Origin of the sequence: Bradyrhizobium sp. LB11.1 (assembly GCF_040549385.1) — a bacterium.
Lineage (GTDB): Bacteria > Pseudomonadota > Alphaproteobacteria > Rhizobiales > Xanthobacteraceae > Bradyrhizobium.
In genome coordinates, this window is the sequence record NZ_JBEPTH010000005.1 from 120233 (window position 1) to 146907 (window position 26675).

Annotated in this window: 25 protein-coding genes; 17 read left to right on the forward strand and 8 right to left on the reverse strand. The window is 64.7% G+C overall.

Annotation, left to right across the window (positions count from 1 at the left end; genetic code table 11):
- Window positions 1-32: 32 nt before the first annotated feature.
- Together parC and ABIA96_RS14865 are read left to right on the forward strand one after the other, a co-directional pair.
- Complete coding sequence (gene parC, locus ABIA96_RS14860; protein ID WP_354137795.1) at window positions 33-2291, forward strand: DNA topoisomerase IV subunit A; 2259 nt, start codon at window positions 33-35, stop codon at window positions 2289-2291.
- A gap of 107 nt (window positions 2292-2398) precedes the next feature.
- Window positions 2399-3943, forward strand: coding sequence for a GMC family oxidoreductase (locus ABIA96_RS14865; protein WP_354137796.1), 1545 nt, complete (start codon window positions 2399-2401; stop codon window positions 3941-3943).
- A gap of 135 nt (window positions 3944-4078) precedes the next feature.
- Here ABIA96_RS14865 and chrA read toward each other — a convergent pair whose 3' ends face one another.
- Window positions 4079-5464, reverse strand: a complete 1386-nt coding sequence (gene chrA / locus ABIA96_RS14870) for a chromate efflux transporter (protein ID WP_354137797.1) — start codon at window positions 5462-5464, stop codon at window positions 4079-4081.
- Window positions 5464-6282 (reverse strand): chromate resistance protein ChrB domain-containing protein, encoded by an 819-nt coding sequence (locus tag ABIA96_RS14875; protein WP_354137798.1) that lies wholly within the window; start codon window positions 6280-6282, stop codon window positions 5464-5466. Before ABIA96_RS14875 ends, chrA begins: the two co-directional genes overlap by 1 nt.
- A 247-nt stretch (window positions 6283-6529) precedes the next feature.
- Here ABIA96_RS14875 and ABIA96_RS14880 point away from each other — a divergent pair, with 247 nt between their 5' ends.
- Complete coding sequence (locus ABIA96_RS14880) at window positions 6530-7354, forward strand: N-acyl homoserine lactonase family protein (RefSeq protein WP_354137799.1); 825 nt, start codon at window positions 6530-6532, stop codon at window positions 7352-7354.
- 91 nt (window positions 7355-7445) lie between these two features.
- On the opposite strand, the gene ABIA96_RS14885 is transcribed toward ABIA96_RS14880, so the two are convergent.
- Window positions 7446-7637: a hypothetical protein gene (locus ABIA96_RS14885; protein WP_354137800.1), complete on the reverse strand. Its 192-nt coding sequence runs from the start codon at window positions 7635-7637 to the stop codon at window positions 7446-7448.
- Window positions 7638-7668: 31 nt separating this feature from the next.
- Complete coding sequence (locus tag ABIA96_RS14890) at window positions 7669-8826, reverse strand: MFS transporter (RefSeq protein WP_354137801.1); 1158 nt, start codon at window positions 8824-8826, stop codon at window positions 7669-7671.
- A 155-nt stretch (window positions 8827-8981) separates the two neighbouring features.
- Here ABIA96_RS14890 and ABIA96_RS14895 point away from each other — a divergent pair, with 155 nt between their 5' ends.
- Window positions 8982-10241, forward strand: a complete 1260-nt coding sequence (locus tag ABIA96_RS14895) for an adenylate/guanylate cyclase domain-containing protein (RefSeq protein WP_354137802.1) — start codon at window positions 8982-8984, stop codon at window positions 10239-10241.
- Window position 10242: 1 nt separating this feature from the next.
- Here the strand turns inward: ABIA96_RS14895 and ABIA96_RS14900 are convergent, their stop codons facing one another.
- Window positions 10243-11487, reverse strand: a complete 1245-nt coding sequence (locus ABIA96_RS14900) for an MFS transporter (RefSeq protein ID WP_354137803.1) — start codon at window positions 11485-11487, stop codon at window positions 10243-10245.
- Window positions 11488-11657: 170 nt separating this feature from the next.
- Between ABIA96_RS14900 and ABIA96_RS14905 the strand changes: the two genes are divergently transcribed.
- On the forward strand, window positions 11658-13034 hold the full coding sequence (locus ABIA96_RS14905) for an Nramp family divalent metal transporter (RefSeq protein WP_354137804.1): 1377 nt from the start codon (window positions 11658-11660) through the stop codon (window positions 13032-13034).
- Window positions 13035-13039: 5 nt separating this feature from the next.
- Here ABIA96_RS14905 and ABIA96_RS14910 read toward each other — a convergent pair whose 3' ends face one another.
- The 3 genes from ABIA96_RS14910 to hemB form a co-directional block, all read right to left on the reverse strand.
- On the reverse strand, window positions 13040-13816 hold the full coding sequence (locus ABIA96_RS14910) for an arginyltransferase (protein ID WP_354137805.1): 777 nt from the start codon (window positions 13814-13816) through the stop codon (window positions 13040-13042).
- Window positions 13817-13920: 104 nt separating this feature from the next.
- A complete protein-coding gene (locus tag ABIA96_RS14915; RefSeq protein WP_354137806.1) occupies window positions 13921-14457 on the reverse strand; it encodes an RDD family protein in 537 nt (178 codons plus the stop codon).
- Between the two features lie 247 nt (window positions 14458-14704).
- The gene (hemB, locus tag ABIA96_RS14920; protein WP_354137807.1) at window positions 14705-15766 is read right to left on the reverse strand and encodes a porphobilinogen synthase; all 1062 of its coding nucleotides are present in this window, start codon (window positions 15764-15766) and stop codon (window positions 14705-14707) included.
- Window positions 15767-15918: 152 nt separating this feature from the next.
- On the opposite strand from hemB, the gene ABIA96_RS14925 reads away from it, so the two are divergent.
- The 12 genes from ABIA96_RS14925 (at window position 15919) to ABIA96_RS14980 (ending at window position 26501) form a co-directional block, all read left to right on the forward strand.
- The gene (locus tag ABIA96_RS14925; RefSeq protein WP_354137808.1) at window positions 15919-16410 is read left to right on the forward strand and encodes a DUF6163 family protein; all 492 of its coding nucleotides are present in this window, start codon (window positions 15919-15921) and stop codon (window positions 16408-16410) included.
- 481 nt (window positions 16411-16891) lie between these two features.
- On the forward strand, window positions 16892-17410 hold the full coding sequence (gene ldtR / locus ABIA96_RS14930) for a transcriptional regulator LdtR (protein ID WP_354137809.1): 519 nt from the start codon (window positions 16892-16894) through the stop codon (window positions 17408-17410).
- Between the two features lie 202 nt (window positions 17411-17612).
- Entirely contained in the window at window positions 17613-17846 is a 234-nt protein-coding gene (locus tag ABIA96_RS14935; protein ID WP_354137810.1) for a hypothetical protein, read from the forward strand.
- Between the two features lie 37 nt (window positions 17847-17883).
- Window positions 17884-18105: a hypothetical protein gene (locus ABIA96_RS14940; RefSeq protein ID WP_354137811.1), complete on the forward strand. Its 222-nt coding sequence runs from the start codon at window positions 17884-17886 to the stop codon at window positions 18103-18105.
- Window positions 18106-18366: 261 nt separating this feature from the next.
- Window positions 18367-19665: a serine hydroxymethyltransferase gene (glyA, locus tag ABIA96_RS14945; protein WP_354137812.1), complete on the forward strand. Its 1299-nt coding sequence runs from the start codon at window positions 18367-18369 to the stop codon at window positions 19663-19665.
- A gap of 29 nt (window positions 19666-19694) precedes the next feature.
- Window positions 19695-20177 carry a transcriptional regulator NrdR gene (gene nrdR, locus ABIA96_RS14950; protein ID WP_354137813.1) on the forward strand — a complete coding sequence of 161 codons (483 nt, stop codon included), beginning with the start codon at window positions 19695-19697 and terminating at the stop codon, window positions 20175-20177.
- Window positions 20174-21322 (forward strand): bifunctional diaminohydroxyphosphoribosylaminopyrimidine deaminase/5-amino-6-(5-phosphoribosylamino)uracil reductase RibD, encoded by a 1149-nt coding sequence (gene ribD, locus ABIA96_RS14955; RefSeq protein ID WP_354137814.1) that lies wholly within the window; start codon window positions 20174-20176, stop codon window positions 21320-21322. Before nrdR ends, ribD begins: the two co-directional genes overlap by 4 nt.
- 1 nt (window position 21323) lies before the next feature.
- The gene (locus ABIA96_RS14960; RefSeq protein ID WP_354137815.1) at window positions 21324-21950 is read left to right on the forward strand and encodes a riboflavin synthase; all 627 of its coding nucleotides are present in this window, start codon (window positions 21324-21326) and stop codon (window positions 21948-21950) included.
- An 87-nt stretch (window positions 21951-22037) separates the two neighbouring features.
- Window positions 22038-22529 carry a 6,7-dimethyl-8-ribityllumazine synthase gene (gene ribH, locus ABIA96_RS14965; protein WP_354137816.1) on the forward strand — a complete coding sequence of 164 codons (492 nt, stop codon included), beginning with the start codon at window positions 22038-22040 and terminating at the stop codon, window positions 22527-22529.
- Between the two features lie 3 nt (window positions 22530-22532).
- A complete protein-coding gene (gene nusB, locus ABIA96_RS14970) occupies window positions 22533-23027 on the forward strand; it encodes a transcription antitermination factor NusB (protein ID WP_354137817.1) in 495 nt (164 codons plus the stop codon).
- Window positions 23028-23144: 117 nt separating this feature from the next.
- Complete coding sequence (gene thiL, locus ABIA96_RS14975; RefSeq protein WP_354137818.1) at window positions 23145-24143, forward strand: thiamine-phosphate kinase; 999 nt, start codon at window positions 23145-23147, stop codon at window positions 24141-24143.
- 237 nt (window positions 24144-24380) lie between these two features.
- Complete coding sequence (locus tag ABIA96_RS14980; RefSeq protein WP_354137819.1) at window positions 24381-26501, forward strand: sodium-translocating pyrophosphatase; 2121 nt, start codon at window positions 24381-24383, stop codon at window positions 26499-26501.
- The last annotated feature ends 174 nt before the right edge of the window (window positions 26502-26675 follow it).

Below are 26675 nucleotides of genomic sequence, written 5' to 3' on the forward strand. Positions count from 1 at the left end.
CCCGATTCGCTTCCACGGTTTAACCGGGCGGCATGGGAAAACGAATCGTTCCGCCGGAAGAACCGGCCGAAATTCATGAGGTGCCGCTGCGTGAGGCGCTGGAAGAGCGCTATCTCGCGTACGCGCTCTCTACCATCATGCATCGCGCGCTGCCCGACGCGCGCGACGGCCTGAAGCCGGTGCACCGGCGCATCCTCTACGGCATGCGCCTGCTCAGGCTCGACCCCGGCACGGCCTTCAAGAAATCCGCAAAGATCGTTGGCGATGTGATGGGTTCGTTCCATCCGCATGGCGACCAGGCGATCTACGACGCCATGGTGCGCCTCGCGCAGGACTTCTCCTCGCGCTACCCGCTGGTCGACGGCCAGGGCAATTTCGGCAATATCGACGGCGATAATCCGGCCGCCTACCGCTACACCGAAGCGCGCATGACCGATGTCGCGCGGCTTTTGCTCGAGGGCATCGACGAGGACGGCGTCGAATTCCGCGCCAATTACGACGGCCAGTCGAAGGAACCGGTCGTGCTGCCCGGTGGCTTCCCGAACCTGCTCGCCAACGGCGCGCAAGGCATCGCCGTCGGTATGGCAACCTCGATCCCGCCGCACAACGCCGCCGAGCTTTGCGACGCCGCGCTGCATCTGATCGAGAAGCCCGACGCGAAGTCCAAGGCGTTGCTCAAATGGGTCAAGGGCCCGGATTTCCCGACCGGCGGCATCTGTGTCGATTCCAAGCAGGCCATCGCTGAGGCCTACACGACCGGCCGTGGCTCGTTCCGTGTCCGCGCCAGGTGGGAGCAGGAAGAGGGTGCGCGGGGCGTTTGGGTCGTGGTCGTCACCGAGATTCCCTTTCTGGTGCAGAAGTCGCGGCTGATCGAGAAGGTCGCCGAGCTGCTCGACCAGAAGAAGCTGCCGCTGGTCGGCGACATCAGGGACGAGTCGGCTGAAGACGTCCGCATCGTGATCGAGCCGAAATCGAAGAACGTCGATCCGGCGCTGATGATGGAATCGCTGTTCCGGCTGACCGAGCTCGAAAACAAGATTCCGCTGAACCTGAACGTGCTGATCAAGGGCCGCGTGCCCAAGGTGGTGGGGCTCGCGGAGTGCTTGCGCGAGTGGCTCGACCATCTGCGCGACGTGCTGATCCGCCGCAGCAACTACCGCAAGGCGCAGATCGAGCACCGGCTGGAAGTTCTCGGCGGTCTCCTGATCGCCTACCTCAACATCGACGAGGTGATCAGGATCATCCGCACCGAGGATGAGCCGAAGCCGGCGCTGATGAAGGCGTTCAAGCTCACCGAGATCCAGGCAGAGTCCATCCTCAACATGCGCCTGCGCAGCTTGCGCAAGCTCGAAGAGATGGAGATCCGCACCGAGGACAAGGATCTGCGCAAGGAGCTGAAGGGTATCGAAGGCCTGCTCGCTTCCGAACCCGAGCAATGGAAGAAGGTTGCCGAGCAGGTCGGCAAGGTCCGCGATATGTTCGGACCCAAGACGCCGCTCGGCAAGCGCCGTACCACCTTTGCCGATGCACCCGAGCACGATCTCGCCGCGATGGAGGAGGCCCTCGTCGAGCGCGAGCCGGTGACGGTCGTCGTCTCCGACAAGGGCTGGATCCGCACCATGAAGGGCCATGTCGAGGATCTCTCGGGCCTGGCCTTCAAGCAGGACGACAAGCTCGGCTTCGCCTTCTTTGCGGAGACGACCTCGAAGCTGTTGCTGTTCGCGACCAACGGAAAGTTCTACTCGATCGACGTGGCGAAGCTTCCGGGCGGCCGCGGTCACGGCGAGCCGATCCGCCAGTTCATCGACCTCGAGCCGGAGGCCGCGCCGGTCACGCTGTTCGTCAACAAGGGCGGACGCAAATTCCTGGTCGCGAGCCATGAGGGCCAGGGCTTTGTCGTCAACGAGGACGATTGCGTCGGCACGACGAAGAAGGGCAAGCAGGTGCTCAACGTCGACATGCCGAACGAGGCGCGCACGGTCACCGAGGTGATCGGCGACACCGTCGCGGTCATCGGCGAGAACCGCAAGATGCTGATCTTCCCGCTCGATCAGGTGCCGGAGATGGCGCGCGGTCGCGGCGTACGCTTGCAGAAGTACAAGGACGGCGGTCTGTCCGACGTCGCTGTCTTCGGGGCCAAGGCAGGCCTGACCTGGAGGGACTCCGCCGGTCGCGAATTCTCCGCGACCATGAAGGAGCTCGCCGAGTGGCAAGGCTCCCGCGCCGACGCCGGCCGCCTGCCGCCGAAGGGTTTCCCGAAGTCGAACAAGTTCGGCAAGGTGATCGGGTAACTCTCGTGTCCTGAACGCGCAGCAACATCTACGGCGTCGCTGCGCTGGTTTGCGCGGTCTGATACCGTCCGCCATCCCGGTGTTCTGGAAGGTTGGGAAATAACGCCATGTACGATGTCATCGTTGTCGGCGGCGGCTCGGCCGGCGCCGCTGTTGCGGCACGGCTCTCCGAAGATCCCGCACGGCGCGTTCTGCTGCTCGAAGCGGGACTGGACTGGCGTGCCGACGAGGCGCCCTGGGAAGTGAGGACGCCGAACCCGATCCCGATTATTCACAAGCGCGAGTATCAGGAGAAATGGCAATGGCCTGATCTTCTGACGCGCCGTGTGGCGGGGCAGGAGCCGCGCTTCTACTGGCGTGGCAAGGGGCTTGGCGGCTCGTCGATGATGAACGGCCAGATCGCCATCCGCGGTGTTGCGGACGCGTTCGACGAATGGGCGGCCAATGGTTGCACCGGCTGGTCGGCCAAAGAGGTGATGCCGTTATTCTCGGTGATCGAGGACGATCTGGAGTTCGGTGACGCCGCAGGTCACGGCCGCGGCGGACCGTTGCCGGTCTATCGCGCGCCGCCGGAAAAATGGGGCCCGATCGATCGCGGCTTGCGCGATGCGGCGCTGGCGAGCGGCTATCCCTGGTGCGCCGATCTCAACGGCCCGGACGGCGAGGGCGTCGCCTGCTATCCCATCAATAGCCGCGACAGCCGCCGCATCACGACCAACGAGGGCTATCTGGAGCCCGCGCGCGGCCGCGCCAATCTGGAGATCCGGGGTAAGACGCTGGTCGATCGCGTGCTGATCAGCGACGGCCGGGCAACCGGCCTCCGTGTTCACACCGAGGGGCAGGGCACCAGCGAGATCAGCGCGCGCCAGATCGTGCTGTGCGCCGGTGCCATCCACAGCCCGGCGATCCTGCTGCGCTCGGGCATTGGACCTGCGGAGGAGTTGAAGGCGATGGGGATTGCAGTTGAGCGCGACCTGCCGGTCGGCCGCCACTTCTTCGATCACCCGCTGTTTCGCGCCACGATTCAGCTTCACGAAAATCTGCGGCCGACCGATCCGGACACCCGTCACACCAATTGTTGCGTGACCTATTCTTCCGGTCTCGCGGATGGTGGCAAGCGCGACATGATCCTGATCGCATTCAATCACCGTGGCATCGGCGTGCCCGGGGCGATCGGCGCCGGACTGTTCAACGCCTATTCGCGCGGCACGCTCAAGCTGGCTTCAACCGACCCATCCGTCGATCCCATCGTTGAGGAGAACATGCTCGCCGACCCCCGCGACATGCTGCGCATGATGGATGCGGTGAAGCGGCTGGCCGTGATCACCTCGCAGCCGGCGCTGGCCGGTATTGCCGACTGGATCAGGCTGACCGACACCGATCTGACATTGCCGCAGGCCGCGGCACTGCCGGACCACGAGCTCGATGCGTTGCTGCGGCGCGAAACAGGCGACATCCAGCACGCCGCCGGCAGTTGCCGCATGACTGGCAACAACGACGCCGATGGTGTGGTCAATCCTGATGGCACCGTGAAGGGCATCTCGGGCCTGCGCGTCGCCGACGCCTCGATCATGCCGTCCGACTGCCGCGCCAACACCCACTTCACGACGGTGGTGATCGGGGAAGCGATTGCGCGGATGATGATGCGGTAGAGCGATAACAACGGTGTCGTGCCCCACGAAGGCGGGACATCCAGTACACGGCGGCCTCTCCGCATCTCACTGCCGTCTCGGAATACTGGGTCGCCCGGTCAAGCCGGGCGACCCAGCGGGGACGGGACTTAAACCTCAGATCACCCCCACTATCCGCAACGCCACGCCGGCAGCACAGCTGCCCGCGAGCACCGTCAGCATGCCGAGCTTGAACCGGAAGATCGCGGTGGCGGCCGCGATTGACAATACCAGCGCTGGCACATCGACGCTGGTCAGCACCGGCCTGTCGAAATCCAGCGGGAAGGCATGCACCGACACGGTTTCGCGGAACAACGTATGCAGCGCGAACCAGATCGAGAGGTTGAGGATCACGCCGACGACGGCCGCGGTGATCGCGCTCAATGCACCGGCGAGCCCCGTGTTGCCGCGCAGCCGCTCGATATAGGGGCCGCCGACGAAGATCCAGAGGAAGCAGGGCGTGAACGTGACCCAGGTCGCGAGCAAGCCGCCGAGCATTGCCGCCAGCATCGGCGACAGGCCGCTCGGGTCGCGATAGGCGGCCATGAAGCCCACGAACTGGAGCACCATGATCAGCGGGCCCGGCGTGGTTTCGGCCATGCCGAGGCCGTCGAGCATCTCGTGCGGCTTGAGCCAGTGATAATGCTCGACCGCCTGCTGGGCGACATAGGCCAGCACCGCATAGGCGCCACCAAACGTGACCAGCGCCATCTTGGTGAAGAACAGCGCGATCTGGCTGAACACGCTGGCCTGGCCGAGGACTAGCAGCAGCACGATCACGGGCGTCAGCCAAAGCGTTAGCCACAGCGCAGCGGTCCGGACCGCGCGCGCGGTGTTGGGGCGGACATACTCCGGCACGGTCTCGCCGAGCATGCTGTCGATCACGGCGCTGCTCCCCCCATGGCCGTGACCGGCAGGCGCGAACTCCGGTCGACCGGCGCGCGCGCCGGCATAGCCGATCAAACCGGCGGCGATGATGATGATCGGAAAGGGGACGGCGAAGAAGAAGATCGCAACGAAAGCGATCGCAGCGAGCGCGATCATGATGCGGTTCTTCAGCGCCCGCTTGCCGACGCGGAAGACGGCCTCGATGACGATCGCGAGCACGGCAGCCTTCAGCCCGAAGAACAGCGCCTCGACGAAACTGACATTGCCGTAGGCGGCATAGACGTAGCTCAGGCCCATGATGGCGATGATGCCGGGCAGGATAAACAGCCCGCCCGCCATCAGTCCGCCGGCAGTGCGATGCATCAGCCAGCCGACATAGGTCGCGAGCTGCTGCGCCTCAGGTCCCGGCAGCAGCATGCAGTAGTTCAGCGCATGCAGGAAACGGCCCTCGGAGATCCAGTTCTTCTCCTCGACCAGGATGCGGTGCATCACCGCGATCTGGCCCGCGGGCCCGCCAAAGCTCAAGCAGGCGACGCGGAGCCAGACGCGAAAGGCTTCACCGGAGCTGATGCCGTGACCGGCATCAGCTCCCGTTTGAAGGCTGCGGGTATCCATCACGCCTTCACCTTGTTGGTCGGCCAGTTGTGAGTTTCGCCCGTGGCGTCGCGGCACCAGCGATAGAAGGCGTCGTAGAGCAGCATGCCGGCTTCGAGCTGTTCGAGGTCGTCATCGTACATCCGCGACAGCCCGAGGGACGCCGCCAGCAGGCCGGGCGCTTCCGGCGCAAGGTCCGGCCGCGCGGTGTCGGCGCCGCGCACCAGTGTCGCGAGCCGCAGCAGCGCCGGCGTGGCGATGCCGAACTCCTCGATCATGACGTCGAAGGTGCAGAGCTCGCCACGGTGGCTCCAGAACACGTTCTCGATGTCGAAGGGCGCGGCGTTGAAGCGCTCGCCGACCGGGACAACTTCGGATGGCGCCACAAACAGAAACACCGCATTGGGATCGACAAAGCGGCGGATCAGCCAGGGGCAGGCGATGCGGTCGACCTTGGGCCGTGCGCGCGTCACCCAGACAGTGCGTCCCTTGGCATCGCGCGGCGGCAGCTTGCGCGTGTCGAGCAGCGGCAGCTTCGCTTCCTTCCACGCCTCAAAACCGCCATCGAGCGTCTCGGCCGCCACGCCGAGCTGGCGGAGCCAGGCGGCCGTTCCCTGCGCGAGCTTGGCGCCACGCAGGCAGGAGACGATGGCGGTGCGGCCGGCAAAGGCGGCGCCCCAGTCGGGAACGTTGTCGTGGCTTAGCTTGATGGAGCCGGGGATCAGCCGCCGGTCGGCGGCAAAATCCTCCTCCGTCCGCACGTCGATCAGGGCGGGGGCATTGGCCGTGCCGATCAGGCGCGCCAATTTGTCAGATGATATGGTTGTGAAACTTGACATGATGCGTCCTCGAAAAATCGGGGGACGCGATACTTGGGCATGTCGCCTCGTGGGGAGATCGCTCGATCCCCATGGCGCTGATTACAGCGAAACCGCGCCGGCCTGTCAATCGAAGGTTTCGCCGGCACTGAACGTCAGAAAGATATGTGGCTCGGGCCTATACTGGCCGTGTGGAAGCGGAATTCTGCGGCGGGGGCGGGGTTGACCCTCGGTCGCAGCAAGAAAGCGCTGCAGGGAAGGATCAAGGATGACACGCAAGATCACGCTCGCTCTCGTCGTTGCCGCACTCGCGCTGTCCGCCCAGGCTGCGTTCGCGCAGAAGCCGGGTGTCGAGAAACTCTACATTCTCAATTGCGGGGAGGGCGTTGCCGGCGACATCGGACGCTGGTCGCCCGGGGTGAACGAAGGCAAGTCGATGGATTTCGTCGACACCTGCTATCTCATCAAGCACAGCCAGGGCTGGTTCCTGTGGGACACCGGCATTCCCGATGCCGTCGCCGCGATGCCGAACGGGCTTGCGCCGGCCGATCCGAAGGCCGTCACCTGGCGACGTCCGAAGACGCTTGCAGCTCAGCTCGAGCAGATCGGCGTGAAACCCGCCGACGTCAAGGCAATGGGCGTCTCGCATACGCATCCCGATCACATCGGCAATGTCGAGATGTTCCCGCAGGCGACTCTCTACGTGCAGAAGGCCGAATATGACTGGCCGGGCGCCAACAACGAGCCGCGGTTCAAGCCCTCGCATCCGGTCGAGCTGCTCGCGGGCGACAAGGACGTTTTCGGCGATGGCAGCATCACCATCCTGTCGACGCCCGGTCACACGCCGGGGCATCAGTCGCTGCTGGTGAAATTGCCGAAGACCGGGGCGGTCGTGCTCTCCGGCGATGCCGCCCACTTCAAGAGTAATTGGGAGAACCGGCGCGTTCCCGTCAACAATGTCAGCAAGGACCAGTCGGTCGCCTCGATGCAGAAGATCGCCGACACGCTGACCAAGGAGAAAGGGCAGCTCTGGATCAACCACGACAAGGCTCAGCGCGACAGCCAGAAGATGTCGCCGGAGTTTTATGACTAGCTTCGCCGGCGGCCCTGTTGCCACAGTAGTGGCAGCAGGGATGTGCTAGGCGCCCCCAAAGGCTCCGGGATGGGATGGGAGGCGAGGCGGCCTAGCTCCGCGGCGCGGTCACCGGCGGCGGTCCGCCTTCCGGCGTCTTTTTCGGTTTCATCGTGCCGGCATAGAACGAGAGCAGCCAGACCAGGATGATGGCCAGCAGATAGACGCCCCAGGCCTGCGGTGGCGTGACCGCCCAGCGCAGAAGGCCTTTGAAAGTGCGGGGCGGGCGGTTGTCTTCGGTCATGGTGCGCTTGTGCGCGAAAGCGGTAGCCCGGTCAATCCGAACGCCGCTCTGCGCGGATCAGGAATAGCGCCGCCAGCGCGGACAGGCTGAGCGCGGACGAAACCATCAGCACCTTGGTCCCCATGACGTCGATCAGCAGGCCGAAGGCCAGCGGCGCTACGGCTTGCGCCATCCGCGCCGGCGCGCCGATGACGCCGAGGCGATAACCGAAATCTTTCGGGCCGAAGATTGAGAGCGGCAGCGTTCCGCGGGCAATCGTCAGGATGCCGTTGCCGGAGCCGTGCAGCAGCGCGAAGGCGCTTGCGGCAGGAGCGCCGAAGATAGCGACGACGGCAGCTCCGATAGGATGGGTGAGACAGGCGAGCCGCGTCGACCACAGGGGATGGAAGCGGGAGAGAACGCTCGCTTCGAGGATGCGCGCGATCACCTGCGCCGGACCTATCAATGCGCCGGCCGCGATCGCCTCGACATGCGTTGCGCCCGTTGCCTCGACGATACGCGGGAAATGCACGGCCATGGCGCCGGTGACGGTCCAGACCGCGGCAAAAACGAAGGCGAGCAGGATCATGGTGCGGTCGAGCGGGAGGTGCGGCTTCTCCGTGGTCGCCGCGGCCTGCTTCGCGCCCTTGATCGCCGGCAGCATGAAGAAATTGAGGGGCAGGCCGATCAGGATGTTGGCGGCGGCCCAGGCAAAACAGGTGTCGCGCCAACCGATATGGGAAAGTCCCCAAGCGGTGAGGGGCCAGCCCACAGTCGAGGCAAAGCCCGCCATCAGCGTGATGCCGGTGATGGGCCTGCGCGCCTCGGTCCCATAGATGCGGCCGAGCGCGGCGAAGGCGGCATCATAGAGCCCCATCGCCATGCCGATGCCGAGCACGAGCCAGGCGAACGCCATCACGGCCACCGATTGCGAGAAGCCAAGCAGGACAAGGCCGGCGGCGATGATCAGGTTGGAGGCCGACAGCACCTGCCGCCCGCCGACGAGGTCGATCTGCCGCCCGATGCGCGGCCCCAGCATCGCGGAGATCACGAGCGAGGCCGAGAACGCGCCAAAGATCCAGTTCGTTGAGATGCCCAGGTCGTGCGCCATCGGATCGGCGAGCAGGGCCGGCAAATAATAGCTGGAGGCCCACGCCAACGTCTGCGTCGTGCCGAGCGCCAGGATGATTGGAAGCTGGCGCTGGCTCATGTCGCCATATGTGTGATCGTTGATCCCATCATTTGCATTTGCGGCCCTAGGCGCGCGCGCGTCAACAGCGTCCGCGGCATATTCGACCTGCTGCGGGAGGGAGCCTTGGTTGTGCTCGGCCTTTCGCTCATCGCGAACGCACGCCATAATAGCGTATGCAATTGACCTCGCGCCTTGCGCTGATGAACTGGCTGACCGGTCAGGGCCTCACCGGCCTTCCCGAAAACGAGCTGCTTCGCGGCTTCTGCGAGCGCTGCCGCGCCGAAGGGCTGGAACTGGCGCGTGCACTGGTCCTGATCGATACGCTGCATCCGATCTATGAAGGACGCGGGTTTCGCTGGAGCGACGTGCCGACGAATGAGAGCGACGTCATCGAATATGGTTCGACCGCGGAGGGCGATGCGGCCCGGAACTGGCGGCGCTCGACCTTCTTCCACATGCTCGAGCACGGCCACGACGAAATGCTTCTCGATCTCACAGGCTCCGGTTCATTCGATTTCTCGCAGCTTGGCGATCTCATCGAACAAGGGCACCGCCACTATCTCGCGTTTGTCCACCGTTTCGGTGAGACCGGCGCGCTCGGCCAGATGGATTGTCTTTATTCGAACTGGACGACACGGCGAGAGGAAGGATTCAGCGAGGCTGAACTCGCCGCGCTGCGCGATCTGGTGCCGGTGCTGGGCCTCGCGATCAAATCGGCGCAGCAGGTCGATATCGTTCGGACGCTGGGACGCGTCTATCTCGGACGCGATGCGTCGGAGCAAGTCCTGCGCGGGCGCATCTCGCGCGGTGTCACCGAGCGCATCAATGCCGTGCTCTGGTATTCGGATTTGCGCGGCTCGACCGGAATCAGCGAGAGCATCGGCCCGGACGAAATCATCCCGTTCCTCAACGACTATGCGCAGGCCGTGATCGACGCGATCCACGATGCCGGCGGCGACGTGCTGAAGCTGATCGGGGACGGCGTGCTCGCGATGTTCACGGCTGCGGACATGGCGGATGCCCGCCGCGCCGCGCTACGCGCCGAGCATTTGTTCCGCAAGAATGTCGCGGCTCTGAATGCACGCCGGGCGGCGGAGAGCCGTCCGACGACATCAGCCTATATCGGCCTGCACGTCGGTGAGGTCCTTTACGGCAATATCGGCAGTGAGGACCGGCTCGATTTCACCGTGGTCGGCCCGACTGTCAACGAAGTCAGCCGCATCGCCTCGATGAGCCGCTCGGTCGATCGCGAGCTGCTGGCGTCAGCGGAATTCTACAAGGGACTGGATGCCGCCGGCCGCCGCTACCTCGTCTCCACCGGCCGCTACGCGCTGCGCGGCATCGGCCGCGCGCAGGACCTCTACACGCTCGATCTCGAGGTCGACGCGAGCGAGCCGGTGACGGGGAGCTACGAGCGGTATCTGGCGAACTAATTTAGCACCGCGCCGTCGCTTCGTCCCCCACCATGGCCGGCTGCCGATCCAGCGCCACCGCCGGTGACAGCCAGATCACCAGCGCCTGCGCGCCGAACACGGTTGCCGCCAGATAGAGGCACGCTTCCGCGCTCCAGAAGCCGCCGACGATCGCGCCCAGCGCCGAGCCGAGCGGACGGGCGCCGTAACTCATGATGTTGATGGCGGAGACGCGGCCGAGCAAGCGCGGCGGCGTCACGGACTGGCGCAAGGTCGTGGTCGAGATTACCCACAGGATCGGACCGACGCCGAGCAGGAAGAAGCTGAGGCCGGCCAGCCAGGGTGAAGGCACCAGCACCGTCAACGCCATTACGACAGCGGCGACGAAGCCGGTGACCGGGCCGAGGCCGACCACGGTGCCGAACGCGATGCGCTTCATCACACGCGTGGCGAACAGCGCGCCGATCACCATGCCGACGCCGTACATTGTCAGCACGATGCCGACGCCGGCGGCGGTCAGTCCGAGATGGCGCACGGCGTAAGGCACGAACACGGCGATCTGGAGGAACCAGCCGGTGTTGAAAATGAACTGGGTGATGAAGACCGGCCGCAGCAGCGGATGGTGAAACACGAAGGCATCGCCCTCGCGGATGTCCTGGAACGGATGCCGGCGAGGGACGGGCGCGCGCTCGGGTTCGTAGATGCCGGAGAGCAGCACGACGGCGATGGCCGAGAGCGCCGCAGCAAAGCCGAAGGCCGGGCTCGCGCCCCACCAGCCGACCAGCGCGCCGCCGAGCGCAGGGCCGCTGGCGAAGGCAATGGTGCGCGCGAGTTCGATCCGGGCATTCGCAGCCGGCAACAGCTCCCCGCTAACCAGTGAGGGCACCAGCGCCGGCGCGGCCACGCTGTAGACCACGGTGCCGCACACAGCAGTAAAGCCCAGCAGCGCCAGCAGCGGCAAATTTAGCTCGCCGACCGCGAGCAGCAGCACGATCGCCGCGAGCGCCACCGCGCGCAGCGCCTCGGCGCTGGCCATCAGCGAGCGGCGGGAGATGCGGTCGGCGAGCAGGCCGGCGGGAATTGCGAACAGGACGAAGGGCAGGGTGAGGGCGGTCTGGAGCAGGCCGGTCTGCCCCTCCGCCACACCCAGCGTCAGCACCGCGACAATGGGGGCCGCGGCCAGCGCGATCTGCTCGGCCGATTGCGCCGCGAGATTGGACCAGGCGAGGCGGTTGAAGGTGTCGGGGAGATGGGGCGGATTCGACATGGCTCATTTCCTGCAAAGTCGGGCTGGCGCCAATATCGGCTTTCGGGGGCGGCCAAACCCACCCGCTTCCCGACAGCGCTGGGCAAAACGGGCGGGCAACCGGGAACCGATGCGGCTAGATGCAGTTGCAAATTAGTTGCAATAAGGCCTGACATCGGTATTGTCGCCCCATGGATGCCCGATCGCCCGATCTGACCCAGGACCTGACCCAGGACCTGACCCAAGACGCCGCCGGCTGGCGCACCGACGCGCCGATCACCAAGAGCCTGGCTGAGGTGAATGCCACCGTGGCCGTTCCCACGGCGGGGGCGTGGTGGCGGCGGCTGCTGGCTTTCGTCGGCCCGGGCTACATGGTCTCGGTCGGCTACATGGACCCTGGCAATTGGGCGACCGACCTCGCCGGCGGGTCGAGGTTCGGCTACACGCTGCTCTCGGTCATCCTGCTCTCGAATTTGATGGCGATCCTGCTCCAGTCCTTGGCGGCGCGGCTCGGCATCGTCACCGATCGCGACCTCGCGCAGGCCTGCCGCGCGACCTATTCACCCGCGGTGAACTTGTTGCTCTGGTTGGCCTGCGAGGCGGCGATCATCGCCTGCGATCTGGCCGAGGTCATCGGCACCGCGATCGCTCTGAAACTTCTGTTCGGCATCCCCCTGGTCGGCGGCGCGCTGATCGCAGCGCTGGATGCGTTCCTGCTCCTCATCCTGATGAATCGCGGCTTCCGTTTCCTGGAGGCCTTCGTCATCGCGCTGCTGGTCGTGATCGCAGTTTGCTTCACGGTCCAGCTTGCCGCGGCAGCGCCGCCGGTTGCCGAGATGCTGCAGGGATTTGTGCCGAAGTCCGAGATCTTCACCAACCCTGAAATGCTCTACATCGCGATTGGCATCATCGGTGCGACCGTGATGCCGCATAATCTCTATCTGCATTCGTCGATCGTGCAGACGCGCGCCTATGCGCGCGACGCCGAGGGCCGTCGCGAAGCGATCAAATGGGCGACGACGGACTCGACCATCGCGCTGATGCTGGCGTTGTTCATCAACGCCGCGATCCTCGTCGTAGCGGCCGCGACATTCCATAAGAGCGGCCATTCGGACGTTGCCGAGATCGGCCAGGCGTTTGAGTTGCTCTCGCCGTTGCTCGGGCTTGGCATTGCGTCAACGCTGTTTGCGGTGGCGCTGCTGGCCTCGGGCCTCAATTCAACCGTCACGGCCACGTTGGCCGGCCAGATCGTGATGGAAGGCTTTCTCGACCTGCGCCTGCCGAGTTGGGCGCGCCGCCTGCTGACGCGCGGCATCGCCATCATTCCGGTGATCGTCGTCACCGCGATTTACGGCGAGCGCGGCACCGCGGATCTGCTGGTGTTCAGCCAGGTCGTGCTGTCGATGCAGCTGCCCTTCGCCGTCATCCCGCTGGTGCGATTCGTCTCCGACCGCCGCAAGATGGGCCAGTTCGCGATTTCGCCGTATGTCGCCGCGATCGCGTGGATCGTGGCGGGGGTGATCGTGGTTTTGAATGTAAAGCTGCTGGTGGATACGCTGTTCGGGTGAGCGCGCTAATCCTGCGGCTCGGACGCCGCGTCACCCTGCGCGTCGATGCGCAGCCAGCCTGACGGCGCGAGGCGCTGTTGCGGCAGGAAGCGGGCCTTGTAGTCCATCTTCTTCGAGCCTTCGATCCAGTAACCGAGATAGACGTAGGGCAGGCCCTGCCGGCGCGCGCGCGCGATGTGGTCGAGGATCATGAAGGTGCCCATCGAGCGGCTGACCTGGCCGGGCTCGAAGAACGAATAGACCATCGACAGGCCGTCGCTGAGCACGTCGGTGAGCGCCACCGCGATCAACTCCTCGCCGCGGCCGGTGATGCCGCTGTCGGGACCGCGCTTGCGGTATTCGATGATGCGGGTCTCGACATGGCTGTCCTCGACCATCATGGCGTAGTCGAGCACGGTCATGTCGGCCATGCCGCCATGGCGGTGGCGGGAGTCGAGATAGGCACGGAACACCGAATATTGCTCGGAGGTCGGCACCGCGCTGCGCTGCTCGCCGACGATGTCGGCGTTGCGCGCCATCACCTTGCGGAAGTTGCGGGACGGGCGGAACTCGTTGGCGACCACCCGGACCGAGACGCAGGCCCGGCACTGGTCGCAGGCCGGCCGATAGGCGATCGACTGGCTACGGCGGAACCCGCCATGGGTCAGGAGGTCGTTGAGGTCGCCGGCGCGCTCACCCACGAGGTGCGTGAACACCTTGCGCTCATGCCGCCCCGGCAGATACGGGCAGGGGGACGGCGCCGTGAGGTAAAATTGTGGGGTGTCGCGCGAGTGCTGGGTCAAGGGACGTCGTGGGCCTCCGAAGTGAGTATCAGCATCGCGCTACGAAAGCCCCCGGTCAATCGGTCCGCTCGGCAGGTCAGATCACTCAGTCTAGCGGGTCCTGGTTAGTAGGTCCTTGCCGTCTGGGGCACAGGCGCACGAACGGAATTGTTGATCACGACCGTTCCCAGCACGAAATCCTGCAACAGGCGCCGGCGGCTATTGAACAGGCCGACCAGCACCACGAAGGGCGACAGGAACGACACCGTCACCCAGAACAGCACGGCATGGGTGGCGCCGAGTACGAAATAACCGGGCGCGCCGTACCAGGTGCGCAGCTCCAGATCCATGATCCGCATCCCGATCGTCGCCGACGAGGGACCGCCGATGCAGGCGCCGTAATAGACGATGGCCCAGACCACGGAGGCCGGCCAGGCCAGCCAGAACAGCGCCCAGCCGATCCCGAGCGTCACCACGCCGAACACGGCGATGAAGATGTAGCCGAGGATGACGGGCACGGAGATCACGACCATGTCGATCAGGAACGCGAGCACCCGCCGCGTCGCGACACCGCGGAACAGTTCCGGATGCAGATACGGATCGTAGGCGTGAGCCGCGCCATCACTGCGCCAGGCGCCTGAACTACCCGAGTCATACGACATCGTCCGTCCTCCCAGGGAAAACTCCCGTGGCAGGACATGGGAACAGGCTCTTCCCCTGCCAAGGGTGCTCAGGGGTTAACAAGCCGAAATATTCCGGCAATTCGGGGGCGGGGTAGCCGCTGGCGCAACCGCGCTAGGATGGGCAAAGGCGCGTTTGCGCCGTGCCCACGATTTGTCGCCATCGCTACCAAAAAGTGGGCACGCTACGCTTTGTGGGCACGCTACGCTTTGGCCATCCTACGACAGCTCACTCGTGGGCGCGCAGCTTCTCCGCCGCCTTCGGCGCGAAATAGCTGAGCACGCCGTCGGCGCCGGCGCGCTTGAATGCGAGCAGGCTCTCCATCATCGCGCGGTCGCCGTCGAGCCAGCCGTTGTTGGCGGCGGCTGCGATCATCGCGTATTCGCCGGAGACCTGGTAGGCGAAGGTCGGCATCGCAAACGTGTCCTTCACGCGGCGGACCACGTCGAGATAGGGCATGCCGGGTTTCACCATCACCATGTCGGCGCCTTCGGAGATGTCGAGCTCGACCTCGCGCAGCGCCTCGTCGGTGTTGGCGCTGTCCATCTGGTATGTGCGCTTGTCGCCGGTCAGCGTCTTGGCCGAGCCGATGGCGTCGCGGAACGGGCCGTAGAAGGCCGAGGCATACTTGGCCGCATAGGCCATTATCTGCACGTCGAGCAGACCGCTGCGGTCCAGGCCCTCGCGGATCGCGGCGACGCGGCCGTCCATCATGTCGGAGGGCGCGATGATGTCGCAGCCGGCTTCGGCCTGCACCAGCGCCTGACGCACCAACACCGCGACCGTCTCGTCGTTCAGGATCTTGCCGTCGACGATCAGGCCATCATGGCCGTGGCTGGTGAAGGGATCGAGCGCGACGTCGCAGAGGATGCCTATTTCAGGAAACTCCTTCTTGATGGCGCGCACCGCCTGGCAGACCAGATTGTTCGGGTTGGTCGCTTCCGTGCCTTCCTCGTCGCGCAAGGAGGGATCAGTATAGGGAAACAACGCAAGGCAAGGGATCGTCAGCTTCATGGCGCGCTCGGCTTCGCGCACGGCCTGGTCGACGCTGAGACGCTCGACGCCGGGCATCGAGGCGATCTGCTCGCGCTTGTTGTTGCCGTCGATCAAAAACAGTGGCCAGATCAGATCGTCGGTGGTGAGGACGTTCTCGCGCACCATGCGCCGGGCCCATTCGGCCTTGCGGTTGCGGCGCGGGCGGACGGTCAGGTCGAGGGCATGGGGCACGGCTGCACCCGTCCCGCGCGCAACCTCGCGCAGTTCGATCGGACGTCCGTATTTGATCGCCATCACTCTTCCTCCGTCTGGAATTATTCTTATACCAGCTCGCATGGTTCCCGTCACCGCGGCTTGACCTGCCCCAAGGCAGAATTGAACCGGCTTGAGTGAACCGACTTGCGCTGCCGATTGATTTTGCTGGACGAAACAGCCAGAAGGGGGCCATGTCCGAGATCTCCACCCGCGATAGTGCCAATGCCAGGGACGCCGTCAGAGACAACGCCCGAGACAATGCGATGTCGGTGGCGGCGATCTCGTCGGAGCGCCCCGAGTCCGACGACAATGTCTGGACGCGCCGGCTGGTGCTGTTCCTGCGGGTGATGGCGTTGCTGTCGATCCTCAAGGGTCTCTATCACTGGGCGCAGGTGACGGGCTTCGTCGGCGGCGAGGACGAGGCATTCGAGAACCAGTCGATGGCCTGGCAGGCCTCAACCATCTACTTCGCCGTCATCGAACTCGTGGCCGCCGTCGGCCTCTGGCTCGCCACGCCCTGGGGCGCGGTGGTGTGGCTCACGACCGTGGTCTCGATGGCGGTGATCGAGCTGATGTTCCCGGGAATCTACGGCGGCAGCCTGGTCGTGGTCGGCGTCGAGGCCTTCATGCTCGCTGCGTATCTCGCGCTGGCCTGGATGGCCGCGCGCGAACGGCCGCCATAGGGATCGCGCGCAGGCATCTTGTAGGATGGGTGGAGCGAAGCGAAACCCATCGATGCAACCGCGCGAGCATGATGGGTTTCGCTTCGCTCCACCCATCCTACGGTCTGTTCAGCTCCGGGACACCAGAGGTTTCACGCGCGCTTGGTTGACCACTCGTTGCGTAAAATTCGAGGTAACTTTTCGTTGACCTAGCGATATCCGCCACACCTCTTACGCGTGCGTTTCGAAACGGGGCGAGGCTGTTCTGGAATGCGACAATCGGTGCGGACGGAGGGTGAACAGGACCTTGCGACGGTCAACAGAGGGTTGCGAAAAGCCCTTGTGGGACAGGCTTAATCCGCAATTCACTGTCTTAAATTCATGATCTCTTTATTCTCTTATTTAAGCCGATCTTCAAACGCCCCCCTTAAGTTGCACCTATCAGACGGGACACAAGTTTCGTCGAATGAGTGTCGATAAAAACGACAACAGGGGAAGTGTCATGATGAAAGCCGTCGCAACTGCGGCAGATACCGCGGAACGCGTTTCGGGCCCGCAGGGTTCGGTGCAGACGCTCTATCTGGAAGCTTTGACTCTGGTGGAGCGGCTGCATCGCCGTCTCCTCGACGTGATCAAGGACGAGTTCGATCGTCGTGGCCGCGCCGACATCAATTCCGTGCAGGCGCTCCTGCTCTATAACATCGGCGACAAGGAGCTGACCGCGGGCGAACTGCGCACGCGCGGCTACTATCTCGGCTCCAACGTCTCCTACAATCTGAAGAAGCTCGTCGAGCTCGGCTTCCTCGATCATCAGCGCTCGCGCGTTGACCGCCGCTCGGTGCGCATCCGCCTGACGCCGCAGGGACAGGAAGTCCGTCGCATCGTCGACTCGCTCTACCAGAAGCACGTCAAGACGGTGGAACAGGTCGGCGGCATCTCGGGCGAGGAGTTCTCGACCCTCAACAAGTCGCTGCACCGCCTCGAGCGGTTCTGGACCGACCAGATCCTGTATCGGCTCTGAGCTTTCGAAGGGATTTGGCCAAGCCGGCCCGCAACAAGACCGGCAAGCCGTCCCGAACGTGCCTAGACTTCCCCAAGCGCGCCGGCCCGGCTTCTGCCCGGACCGGTGCGTTTTGTCGTCATCTCGCGCTTGCGAAAAAAAGTGCCGGCAAGGCGGAACCAGTTCCCCGCACCGCAGTTGTCTCTCCGGATCGGAGGATACGATGCTGGTCGAACGCGGGTTGCAGGCAATGAACGTCGAGCTCGTGAGCGATGCCTATGCGATCGCCGCGAATTACCTCCGTCGCTCCGGCGCGATTCCCGATACGCTCGTCACCAATGAGCACCTGCTCGAGATCATCATCAAGCTGCTCCAGCACGGTGAACTCAACAAGATCAGACTGGCCAACAAGGCCATCGTCAGGTTCGAGGCGCACTCCGGTGCCCGAGCCGCTTGATCAAGCCTCCCAAAATCCCAGAGAAACAGAGGGTGCTATGGAAGCCGCCATTGACCGCATCATGCAGACCTATGACCTGCTCGCCAACCGCACGTCCGCGGCGAGTGCAGAGGCGCGTCTGAAGGTGACGAACTACCTCAATACGTTGATGGAAGCCGGCGAGAAAGACACCCACAGGTTGACAGTCTGCGGCTTGACCTATCTGCGCCAGCTCGACGGCAGCGTGGACCCGGTGAAGGCGGGGTATACTGGGCTGTAGAGGGGGATCCGGCCGGCCCTGGGGCGTCATTAGGGTCCGAAGCGGGCCCTTCTGGGATGATCGGATCGGGGCGGTTCCAGCGAGCCATCCGGGCGCCGAAATCCTTCAGTGCCCACCATATCTTGCATAAATATCACGCCCGACCCGCAAACCCTTGGCCGGGGGCGGGCGATGTGGTAGATCGCGCTCGCCGCTTCCGATCACCACACCAGACCCGCCCGTAGCCCGCCAAAAGGCTGCGGCGGTGGAGATATTCGCAAGATGACCTTCGCCAAAACCGCCTCCGCGCCCGATTCGTTTTTCACCGCCTCGCTCGAGCAGGCCGACCCGGAAATCGCCGCCGCCATCAAGGGCGAACTCGGCCGGCAGCGCCATGAAGTCGAGCTGATCGCCTCCGAGAACATCGTCAGCCGCGCCGTGCTGGAAGCGCAGGGCTCGGTGATGACCAACAAATACGCAGAGGGTTATCCGGGCGCGCGCTACTACGGCGGTTGTGAGTGGGTCGACATCGCCGAGAACCTCGCGATCGATCGCGCCAAGAAGCTGTTCGGTGCCAACTTCGCCAACGTGCAGCCGAACTCCGGCAGCCAGATGAACCAGGCGGTGTTTTTGGCGCTGCTCCAGCCCGGTGACACCTTCATGGGTCTCGATCTCGCGGCGGGCGGCCATCTCACCCACGGCTCGCCCGTCAACATGAGCGGCAAGTGGTTCAAGGCCGCGCACTACACCGTGCGCCGCGAGGACCAGCTCATCGATATGGACGCGGTCGCCAAGCAGGCCGAAGAGGTCAAGCCGAAGCTGATCGTCGCCGGCGGCTCGGCCTATTCGCGCGCCTGGGATTTCAAGCGCTTCCGCGAGATCGCGGACTCGGTCGGCGCGTATCTGCTGGTCGACATGGCGCACTTCGCGGGCCTCGTTGCCGGCGGCGTGCATGCTTCGCCCGTGCCGCATGCCCACGTCACCACCACCACAACGCACAAGTCGCTGCGCGGCCCGCGCGGCGGCCTGATCCTGAGCAACGACGAGGCGCTGGCCAAGAAGCTCAACTCGGCGATCTTCCCGGGTCTCCAGGGCGGCCCGCTGATGCATGTGATCGCGGCGAAGGCTGTGGCCTTCGGCGAGGCGCTACGTCCCGACTTCAAGGTCTATGCGAAGAACGTCGTCGAGAACGCCAAGGCGCTGGCCGAGACACTGAAGAGCCATGGCTTCGATATTGTCTCCGGCGGCACCGATAACCATCTGATGCTCGTTGACCTCAGGCCGAAGGGTCTGAAGGGCAACGTCTCCGAGAAGGCGCTGGTCCGCGCCGCCATCACCTGCAACAAGAACGGCATTCCGTTCGACCCCGAAAAACCGTTCGTCACCTCGGGCCTGCGTCTCGGCACGCCTGCGGCGACGACCCGCGGCTTCGGCGTCGCCGAGTTTCAGCAGGTCGGCGGCATGATCGCCGAGGTCCTCAACGCGATTGCGCAGTCCGACGACGGCAAGGCGCCGCTGGTCGAAGCCGCGATCAAGGAACGGGTCAAGGCGCTCACCGACCGGTTCCCGATCTATCAGTAAGGTCCAAGTAAACCGGTCAAGGTAAACGGATGCGCTGCCCGAACTGCAACAGTCTCGATACGCAGGTGAAGGACTCGCGTCCGACCGAGGATTCTTCCGTCATCCGCAGGCGTCGCGTATGCGTCGCCTGCGAATTCCGCTTCACCACCTTCGAGCGCGTGCAGCTGCGCGAACTCACGGTGATCAAGCGCAACGGCCGCCGCATGCCGTTCGACCGCGACAAGCTGATGCGATCGGTGTCGATCTCCTTGCGCAAGCGGCAGGTTGAGCCGGAGCGGGTGGAGAAGATGGTCTCCACCATCGTGCGCGAGCTCGAGACCGGGGGCGAGGCCGAGATCTCGTCCGAGGTGATCGGCGAGACCGTGATGGAGCATCTGCGCACGCTCGATGACGTCGCCTATGTACGCTTCGCCTCGGTCTACCGGAATTTCCGCGAGGCCAAGGATTTCGCCGACGTGCTCGGCGAGCTCTCCGGTGAGGAGGAAGCGCGGCTCGCCGCGATCCGCAAATGATCTTCCGCATCCTGGAAGATCAGTTCGCCCAGAAAATCCGCGAGACCAAAGACGCCGATCGCCGCTTCATGCAGCTGGCGCTGGCGTTGGGTCGGCGCGGACAGGGGCGTACCTGGCCCAATCCGGCCGTGGGCGCTGTCATCGTCAAGGACGGTGTCATCGTCGGCCGCGGCTGGACGCAGCCTGGCGGACGGCCGCATGGCGAGCCCGAAGCGTTGCGCCGGGCCGGCGAGGCGGCGCGCGGTGCTACGCTCTACGTCACGCTTGAGCCATGCTCGCATTTCGGCAAGTCGCCGCCTTGCGCCGATGCGGTGATCGCCGCCGGCATCAAGCGGGTGGTGGCGGCGATCGAGGATCCCAATCCGGACGTCGCAGGCCAGGGCCATGCGCGCCTGCGCGCTGCCGGCATCACGGTGGATGTCGGCCTGTGCGCGGCGGAGGCCGCGTTCGATCATGCCGGCCATTTCCGCCGCATCCGCGACAAGCGCCCGCACGTGATCCTGAAGCTCGCGGTCTCGCCCGACGGCAAGATTGGCGCTGCCGGCGGCAAGCCGCTCGCGATTACGGGCGAGCCGGTACGCAACCGCGTGCATCTGCTCCGCGCCTCGAGCGATGCCATCCTCGTCGGCATCGGCACGGTGCTGGCAGACGATCCGCAGCTCAATTGCCGCCTGCCGGGCATGGCGGCGCGCTCGCCGGTACGCGTGGTGCTCGACCAGAGCCTGCGCATTCCCGCCTCGAGCCAGCTCGTGCGTTCCGCGCGCGAGACGCCGGTCTGGGTGATCGGCTCTGAGCTTGCAGAGGCTGCGGCCGCGACCCGCCTTGGCGCTTCCGGCACGCAGATCATGCGAATGGCGCTTGGCAATGCATCCGGGCTCGACCTTCCGGCCGTGCTGCATGCGCTGGCCGAGAAGGGCATCACACGCTTGATGGTCGAGGGCGGGAGCCGCGTTGCGGCATCGTTCGTGTCCGCCGACCTTGTCGACGAGATCTGGCTGTTCCGCGGCGCGGAAGAGGTTGGCGCTGGCGGCGTCGATGCGCTCGATGCATTGCCGCTGTCGAAAATCACGCAGTCGCAGGCCTATAAGGTTCATGCTAGCGAGACATTTGATCACGATACTCTCACCATCTACGAGCGCGCTTAACATGTTCACCGGCATTGTCACCGATATCGGCGAGATCGTCGGCTTCACGCCAACGGCGCAGGGCCAGTTGCACCGGCTGCGCATCGCCTGCAGCTATGATCAGACCACCATTGCCGACGGCGCCTCGATTGCCTGCAACGGCGTCTGCCTCACCGTGGTCGCCTCCGGCGTCGCGGGCGGCAAAAACTCTGCTCAAAGGACCTGGTTCGATGTCGATGCCGCCGCCGAGACGCTGGCGCTGACAACCGCGAAGCACTGGAAAGAAGGCACGCGGTTGAATCTCGAGCGCGCGCTCAAGATCGGCGACGAGCTCGGCGGCCATATCGTCGCCGGCCACGCAGACGGGATCGCGACCATCGTCAGCCGCGAGGACCTGCCCGACATGGCACGGTTCGAGCTCTCGACAACGCGGGAGCTGGCCCGCTTCATCGCCACCAAAGGCTCGATCACGCTCGACGGTGTCTCGTTGACGGTCAATACGGTCAAGGACGTGACCTTTTCGGTGCTGATCATCCCGCATACGCTGGATGTCACGACGATCGGGGGCTGGAAGGCCGGGAGCGAGGTTAATATCGAGGTCGATTTGATGGCTCGCTATGCAGCGCGGCTGACGGAGATGACGGTTTAAAACTTGGCTTATCCGCTTGCGGCGACTACATAACGCGCCGACCCAAGAGACCAACCATGAGACGACTTAACTAAACGGATTGAGACGATGGCAGACGCGCGGCGCGCACCCCTGAAGGACCAGACCGACATTTCCGGCGCGCGTGCGCTGATTGTCGAGGCGCGGTTCTATGACGATCTCCAGGACGCGCTTCTGGACGGCGCGGTCGCCGAGCTGAAGGCGGCCGGGCTGACGCATGACGTCATCACAGTTCCCGGCGCGCTGGAGATCCCGGCGGCGGTCGCCATCGCGGTCGACGCGGCTGCAGCGAACGGCAAGCCCTACGACGCGGTGATTGCGCTCGGCTGCGTGATCCGCGGCGATACCATCCATTTCGAGATCGTCTCGCAGGAATCCTCGCGCGCGCTGATGGACCTTGCGGTGGCGCGAAAGCTGCCGCTCGGCAACGGCATCCTTACCGTCAACAATGAGGACCAGGCCTGGGCGCGGGCGCGCGCCAGCGAGCTCGACAAGGGCGGCGATGCCGCGCGCGCAGCACTTGCGATGCTGCGCATCAAACGCCGCATGGCGCGGGCCTGAGCGATGGCTGACACCAGGAAACCGGCGGGGCCTGCGGAGAAGAAAGCGAACCGGCGCGGTGCGGCGCGGCTCGCAGCCGTTCAGGCGCTGTATCAGATGGACATCGCCGGCGCGGGTATCAACGACATCTTTGCGGAGTTCGAAAGCCACTGGCTGGGCAACGAAGTCGAGGGCGACACCTATCTGCCGGCGGAAGCCGCGTTCTTCCGCGACGTCGTCTCCGGCGTCGTGCGCGACCAGAAGAAGCTCGATCCCCTGATCGACGAGGCGCTGTCGAAGGGCTGGCCTTTGAAGCGGATCGAGGCGATTTTGCGCGCAGTGCTGCGGGCAGGGGCCTACGAACTGGAACACCGCAAGGACGTGCCGGGCCGCGTCGTCGTCTCCGAATACGTCGATGTTGCCAATGCCTTCGTCGACCGCGAGGAGACCGGCATGGTCAACGCGGTGCTCGACCAGATCGGCCGCCAGTTTCGCGGTGACGAGTTCGGGCGGGGGTAATTTGGGGTCGTCATTGCGAGGAGCGCAGCGACGAAGCAATCCGGACTATTTCTGGAGAGGCAGCCTGGATTGCTTCGCTTCGCGCGCAATGACGGCGGGAGATGACGGATCGAGCCGATGACCACTCCGAACGATCCCTCCGCCGAAGACTCCCTCATCGCGCGCTATTTCAAGCCGCTGGCGACCGATCCCGGTGCGTTCGCCCTGGTCGATGACGCCGCGATCCTGTCCTCGTCCGGCGACGACATCGTCGTCACCACCGATGCCGTGGTCGAGGGCGTGCATTATCTTGCCACCGATCCCCCCGACACTATCGCGCGCAAGGCGCTGCGGGTGAACCTGTCCGATCTCGCCGCCAAGGGAGCTGCGCCCGCCGGCTTCGTGCTGACGCTGGCGCTGCGCAGCAAGGAGGATGGCTGGCTGCGGCCGTTTGCGGATGCGCTCGGCGAGGACGCAAAGAGCTTCGGATGCCCTCTGCTCGGCGGCGACACCGTGTCGACGCCGGGGCCGCAGATGATCTCGATCACTGCCTTCGGCCGCGTACCGAAGGGGCGAATGGTGGGCCGAACCGGCGCCAGGCCAGGTGACCTTATCCTGGTGACGGGTACGATCGGCGATGCCGCGCTCGGCCTGGACGTCCTCGCGGGCGGCGCGGTGGCCACAGCGCTTACGTCCGATCCAGCGGCAAAGGAAGCGCTGATCTCACGCTATCGCGTCCCTCAGCCGCGCAATGTGCTGGCGCAGGCCGTGCGCGACTACGCGACTGCGGCAATGGACGTCTCCGATGGGCTCGCCGGCGACCTGACGAAACTCTGTGCAGCGTCCGGCGTCTCGGCCACGGTCAAGGCGGCAAGCGTGCCCCTGTCATCCGCTGCGGCCGGGCTGATCGCCTGCAACGCTATTTGCGTTGAGACGCTGCTTGCCGGGGGCGACGACTACGAGGTGCTGTGCACGGTACCGCCAGCACAGAGCGATGCGCTGATTACCAAGGGGCGGGCGGCGGGCCTTGCCGTCACGGCGATCGGCACAATCGTAGCGGGCCATGAGCGGCCGCGCTTCCTCGATGGACAGGGCCAGGAACTGGTCTTGAAGCGGTTGTCCTACAGCCACTTCTAGGAATCGCGCCAAGCCGGCGGCCAGACGCTCGCGATTAGGTCTAAATACTTGCCGAGATCGGCTTTTTCGACCCTATCCGGCGTTGCACCCTCAATTTGATTTTGGCAAGCTTGTGACCGACTGGGGCCACACCTTCGTGCAAGGGGCGGCCCTGTTCAACATAAGGGCGCCACCGCTTGACGGAAAAACAAAAGGCGCCGGGGGTACGTACATCAAGGATCTGAGGCAAAAAATCACATGACAGCATTATGGTTGATTGTGCTCTGCGGAGTGCTTTCCGTCGTCTACGCGATTTGGGCGACGTCTTCGGTGTTGAGTGCGGATGCGGGGTCACCGCGCATGCAGGAGATCGCGGGAGCGGTCGCTGAGGGTGCACAGGCGTATCTGCGGCGCCAATACACGACGATCGGCATGGTCGGCATCGTCATCTTCGTCCTGCTCGCCTACTTCCTTGGTCTCTACGTCGCCATTGGCTTTTTGATCGGCGCCATCCTGTCGGGGGCCGCCGGCTTCATCGGCATGAACGTCTCGGTCCGTGCCAATGTTCGCACCGCACAGGCCGCGACGACGTCGCTCGCTGGCGGCCTCGAGCTCGCCTTCAAGGCGGGCGCCATCACCGGCATGCTGGTGGCCGGTCTCGCGTTGCTCGGCGTGACCCTCTATTTCGGCTTCCTGGTCCATTCCCTGGGCCTTGCACCTGACAGCCGCACCGTCATCGACGCCATGGTGGCGCTCGGCTTCGGCGCCTCGCTCATCTCGATCTTTGCCCGTCTCGGCGGCGGTATCTTCACCAAGGGTGCGGATGTCGGCGGCGATCTTGTCGGCAAGGTCGAGGCGGGCATCCCGGAGGATGATCCGCGCAACCCGGCCACGATCGCCGACAACGTCGGTGACAACGTGGGTGACTGCGCCGGCATGGCCGCCGACCTGTTCGAGACCTATGCGGTGACCGCGGTTGCGACCATGGTGCTCGCGGCGATCTTCTTCGCCAAGACTCCGATCCTGGCCAACATGATGACGCTGCCGCTTGCGATTGGCGGTATCTGCATCATCACCTCGATCATCGGCACATTCTTCGTGAAGCTTGGGCCGAGCCAGTCGATCATGGGCGCGCTCTACAAGGGGCTGATCGCCACCGGCATCCTGTCGCTGATCGGCATTGCCGGCGTGATCTACTACCTGATCGGCTTCGGCAAACTCGACGGTGTCGACTACACCGGCATGTCGCTGTTCGAATGCGGCGTGGTCGGCCTCATCGTCACCGCGCTGATCATCTGGATCACAGAATACTACACCGGCACCGACTATCGCCCGGTGAAGTCGATTGCCGCGGCGTCAGTGACCGGCCACGGCACCAACGTGATCCAGGGGCTGGCGATCTCGATGGAGTCGACCGCGCTGCCTGCGATCGTGATCATCGCTGGCATCCTGGTCACCTACAGCCTGGCAGGGCTGTTCGGCATCGCGATCGCGACCGCCACCATGCTGGCGCTGGCCGGCATGGTCGTCGCTCTCGACGCCTTTGGCCCGGTGACCGACAACGCCGGCGGCATCGCCGAAATGGCGGGCCTGCCGAAGGAGGTGCGCAAGTCGACCGATGCGCTCGACGCGGTCGGCAACACCACCAAGGCGGTGACCAAGGGTTACGCGATCGGCTCCGCCGGTCTCGGTGCACTGGTGCTGTTCGCGGCCTACAATCAGGACCTCAAGTTCTTCATTGCGGACTCCGCGCACCACACCTACTTCGCCGGCGTCAATCCGGACTTCTCGCTCAACAACCCCTACGTGGTGGTGGGCCTGCTGTTCGGCGGCCTCTTGCCATATCTGTTCGGCGCGATGGGCATGACGGCTGTCGGCCGCGCGGCCAGCGCGATCGTCGAGGAGGTCCGCCGCCAGTTCCGTGAGAAGCCAGGCATCATGCAGGGCACCGACAAGCCGGACTATGGCAGGGCGGTCGACCTGCTCACCAAGGCGGCGATCAAGGAGATGATCATCCCCTCGCTGCTCCCGGTGCTGTCGCCGATCGTCGTTTACTTCCTGATCTACTTCATCGCGGGCGGCGGCGCGGCCGGCAAGTCGGCAGCGTTCTCGGCCGTAGGTGCGATGTTGCTCGGTGTGATCGTGACGGGCCTGTTCGTCGCGATCTCGATGACCTCGGGTGGCGGCGCCTGGGACAACGCCAAGAAGTACATCGAGGACGGCCATTACGGCGGCAAAGGCAGTGATGCCCACAAGGCGGCCGTGACCGGCGACACCGTCGGCGATCCCTACAAGGACACGGCGGGACCTGCGGTCAACCCGATGATCAAGATCACCAACATCGTGGCTTTGCTGCTGCTGGCGATCCTGGCGCACTGAGCGGAGTCAACTTTGCAAGACAGAACCCCGCGGTGCGAGCCGCGGGGTTTTTGTTTGGTTGCTCTCACCCCGTCATTGCGAGGAGCCCGCGACAAAATTGCGAAGCAATTTTGCGCTGGTGCGACGAAGTAATCCAAGGTCTTTCCGCGGAGGGATTCTGGATTGCTTCGCTGC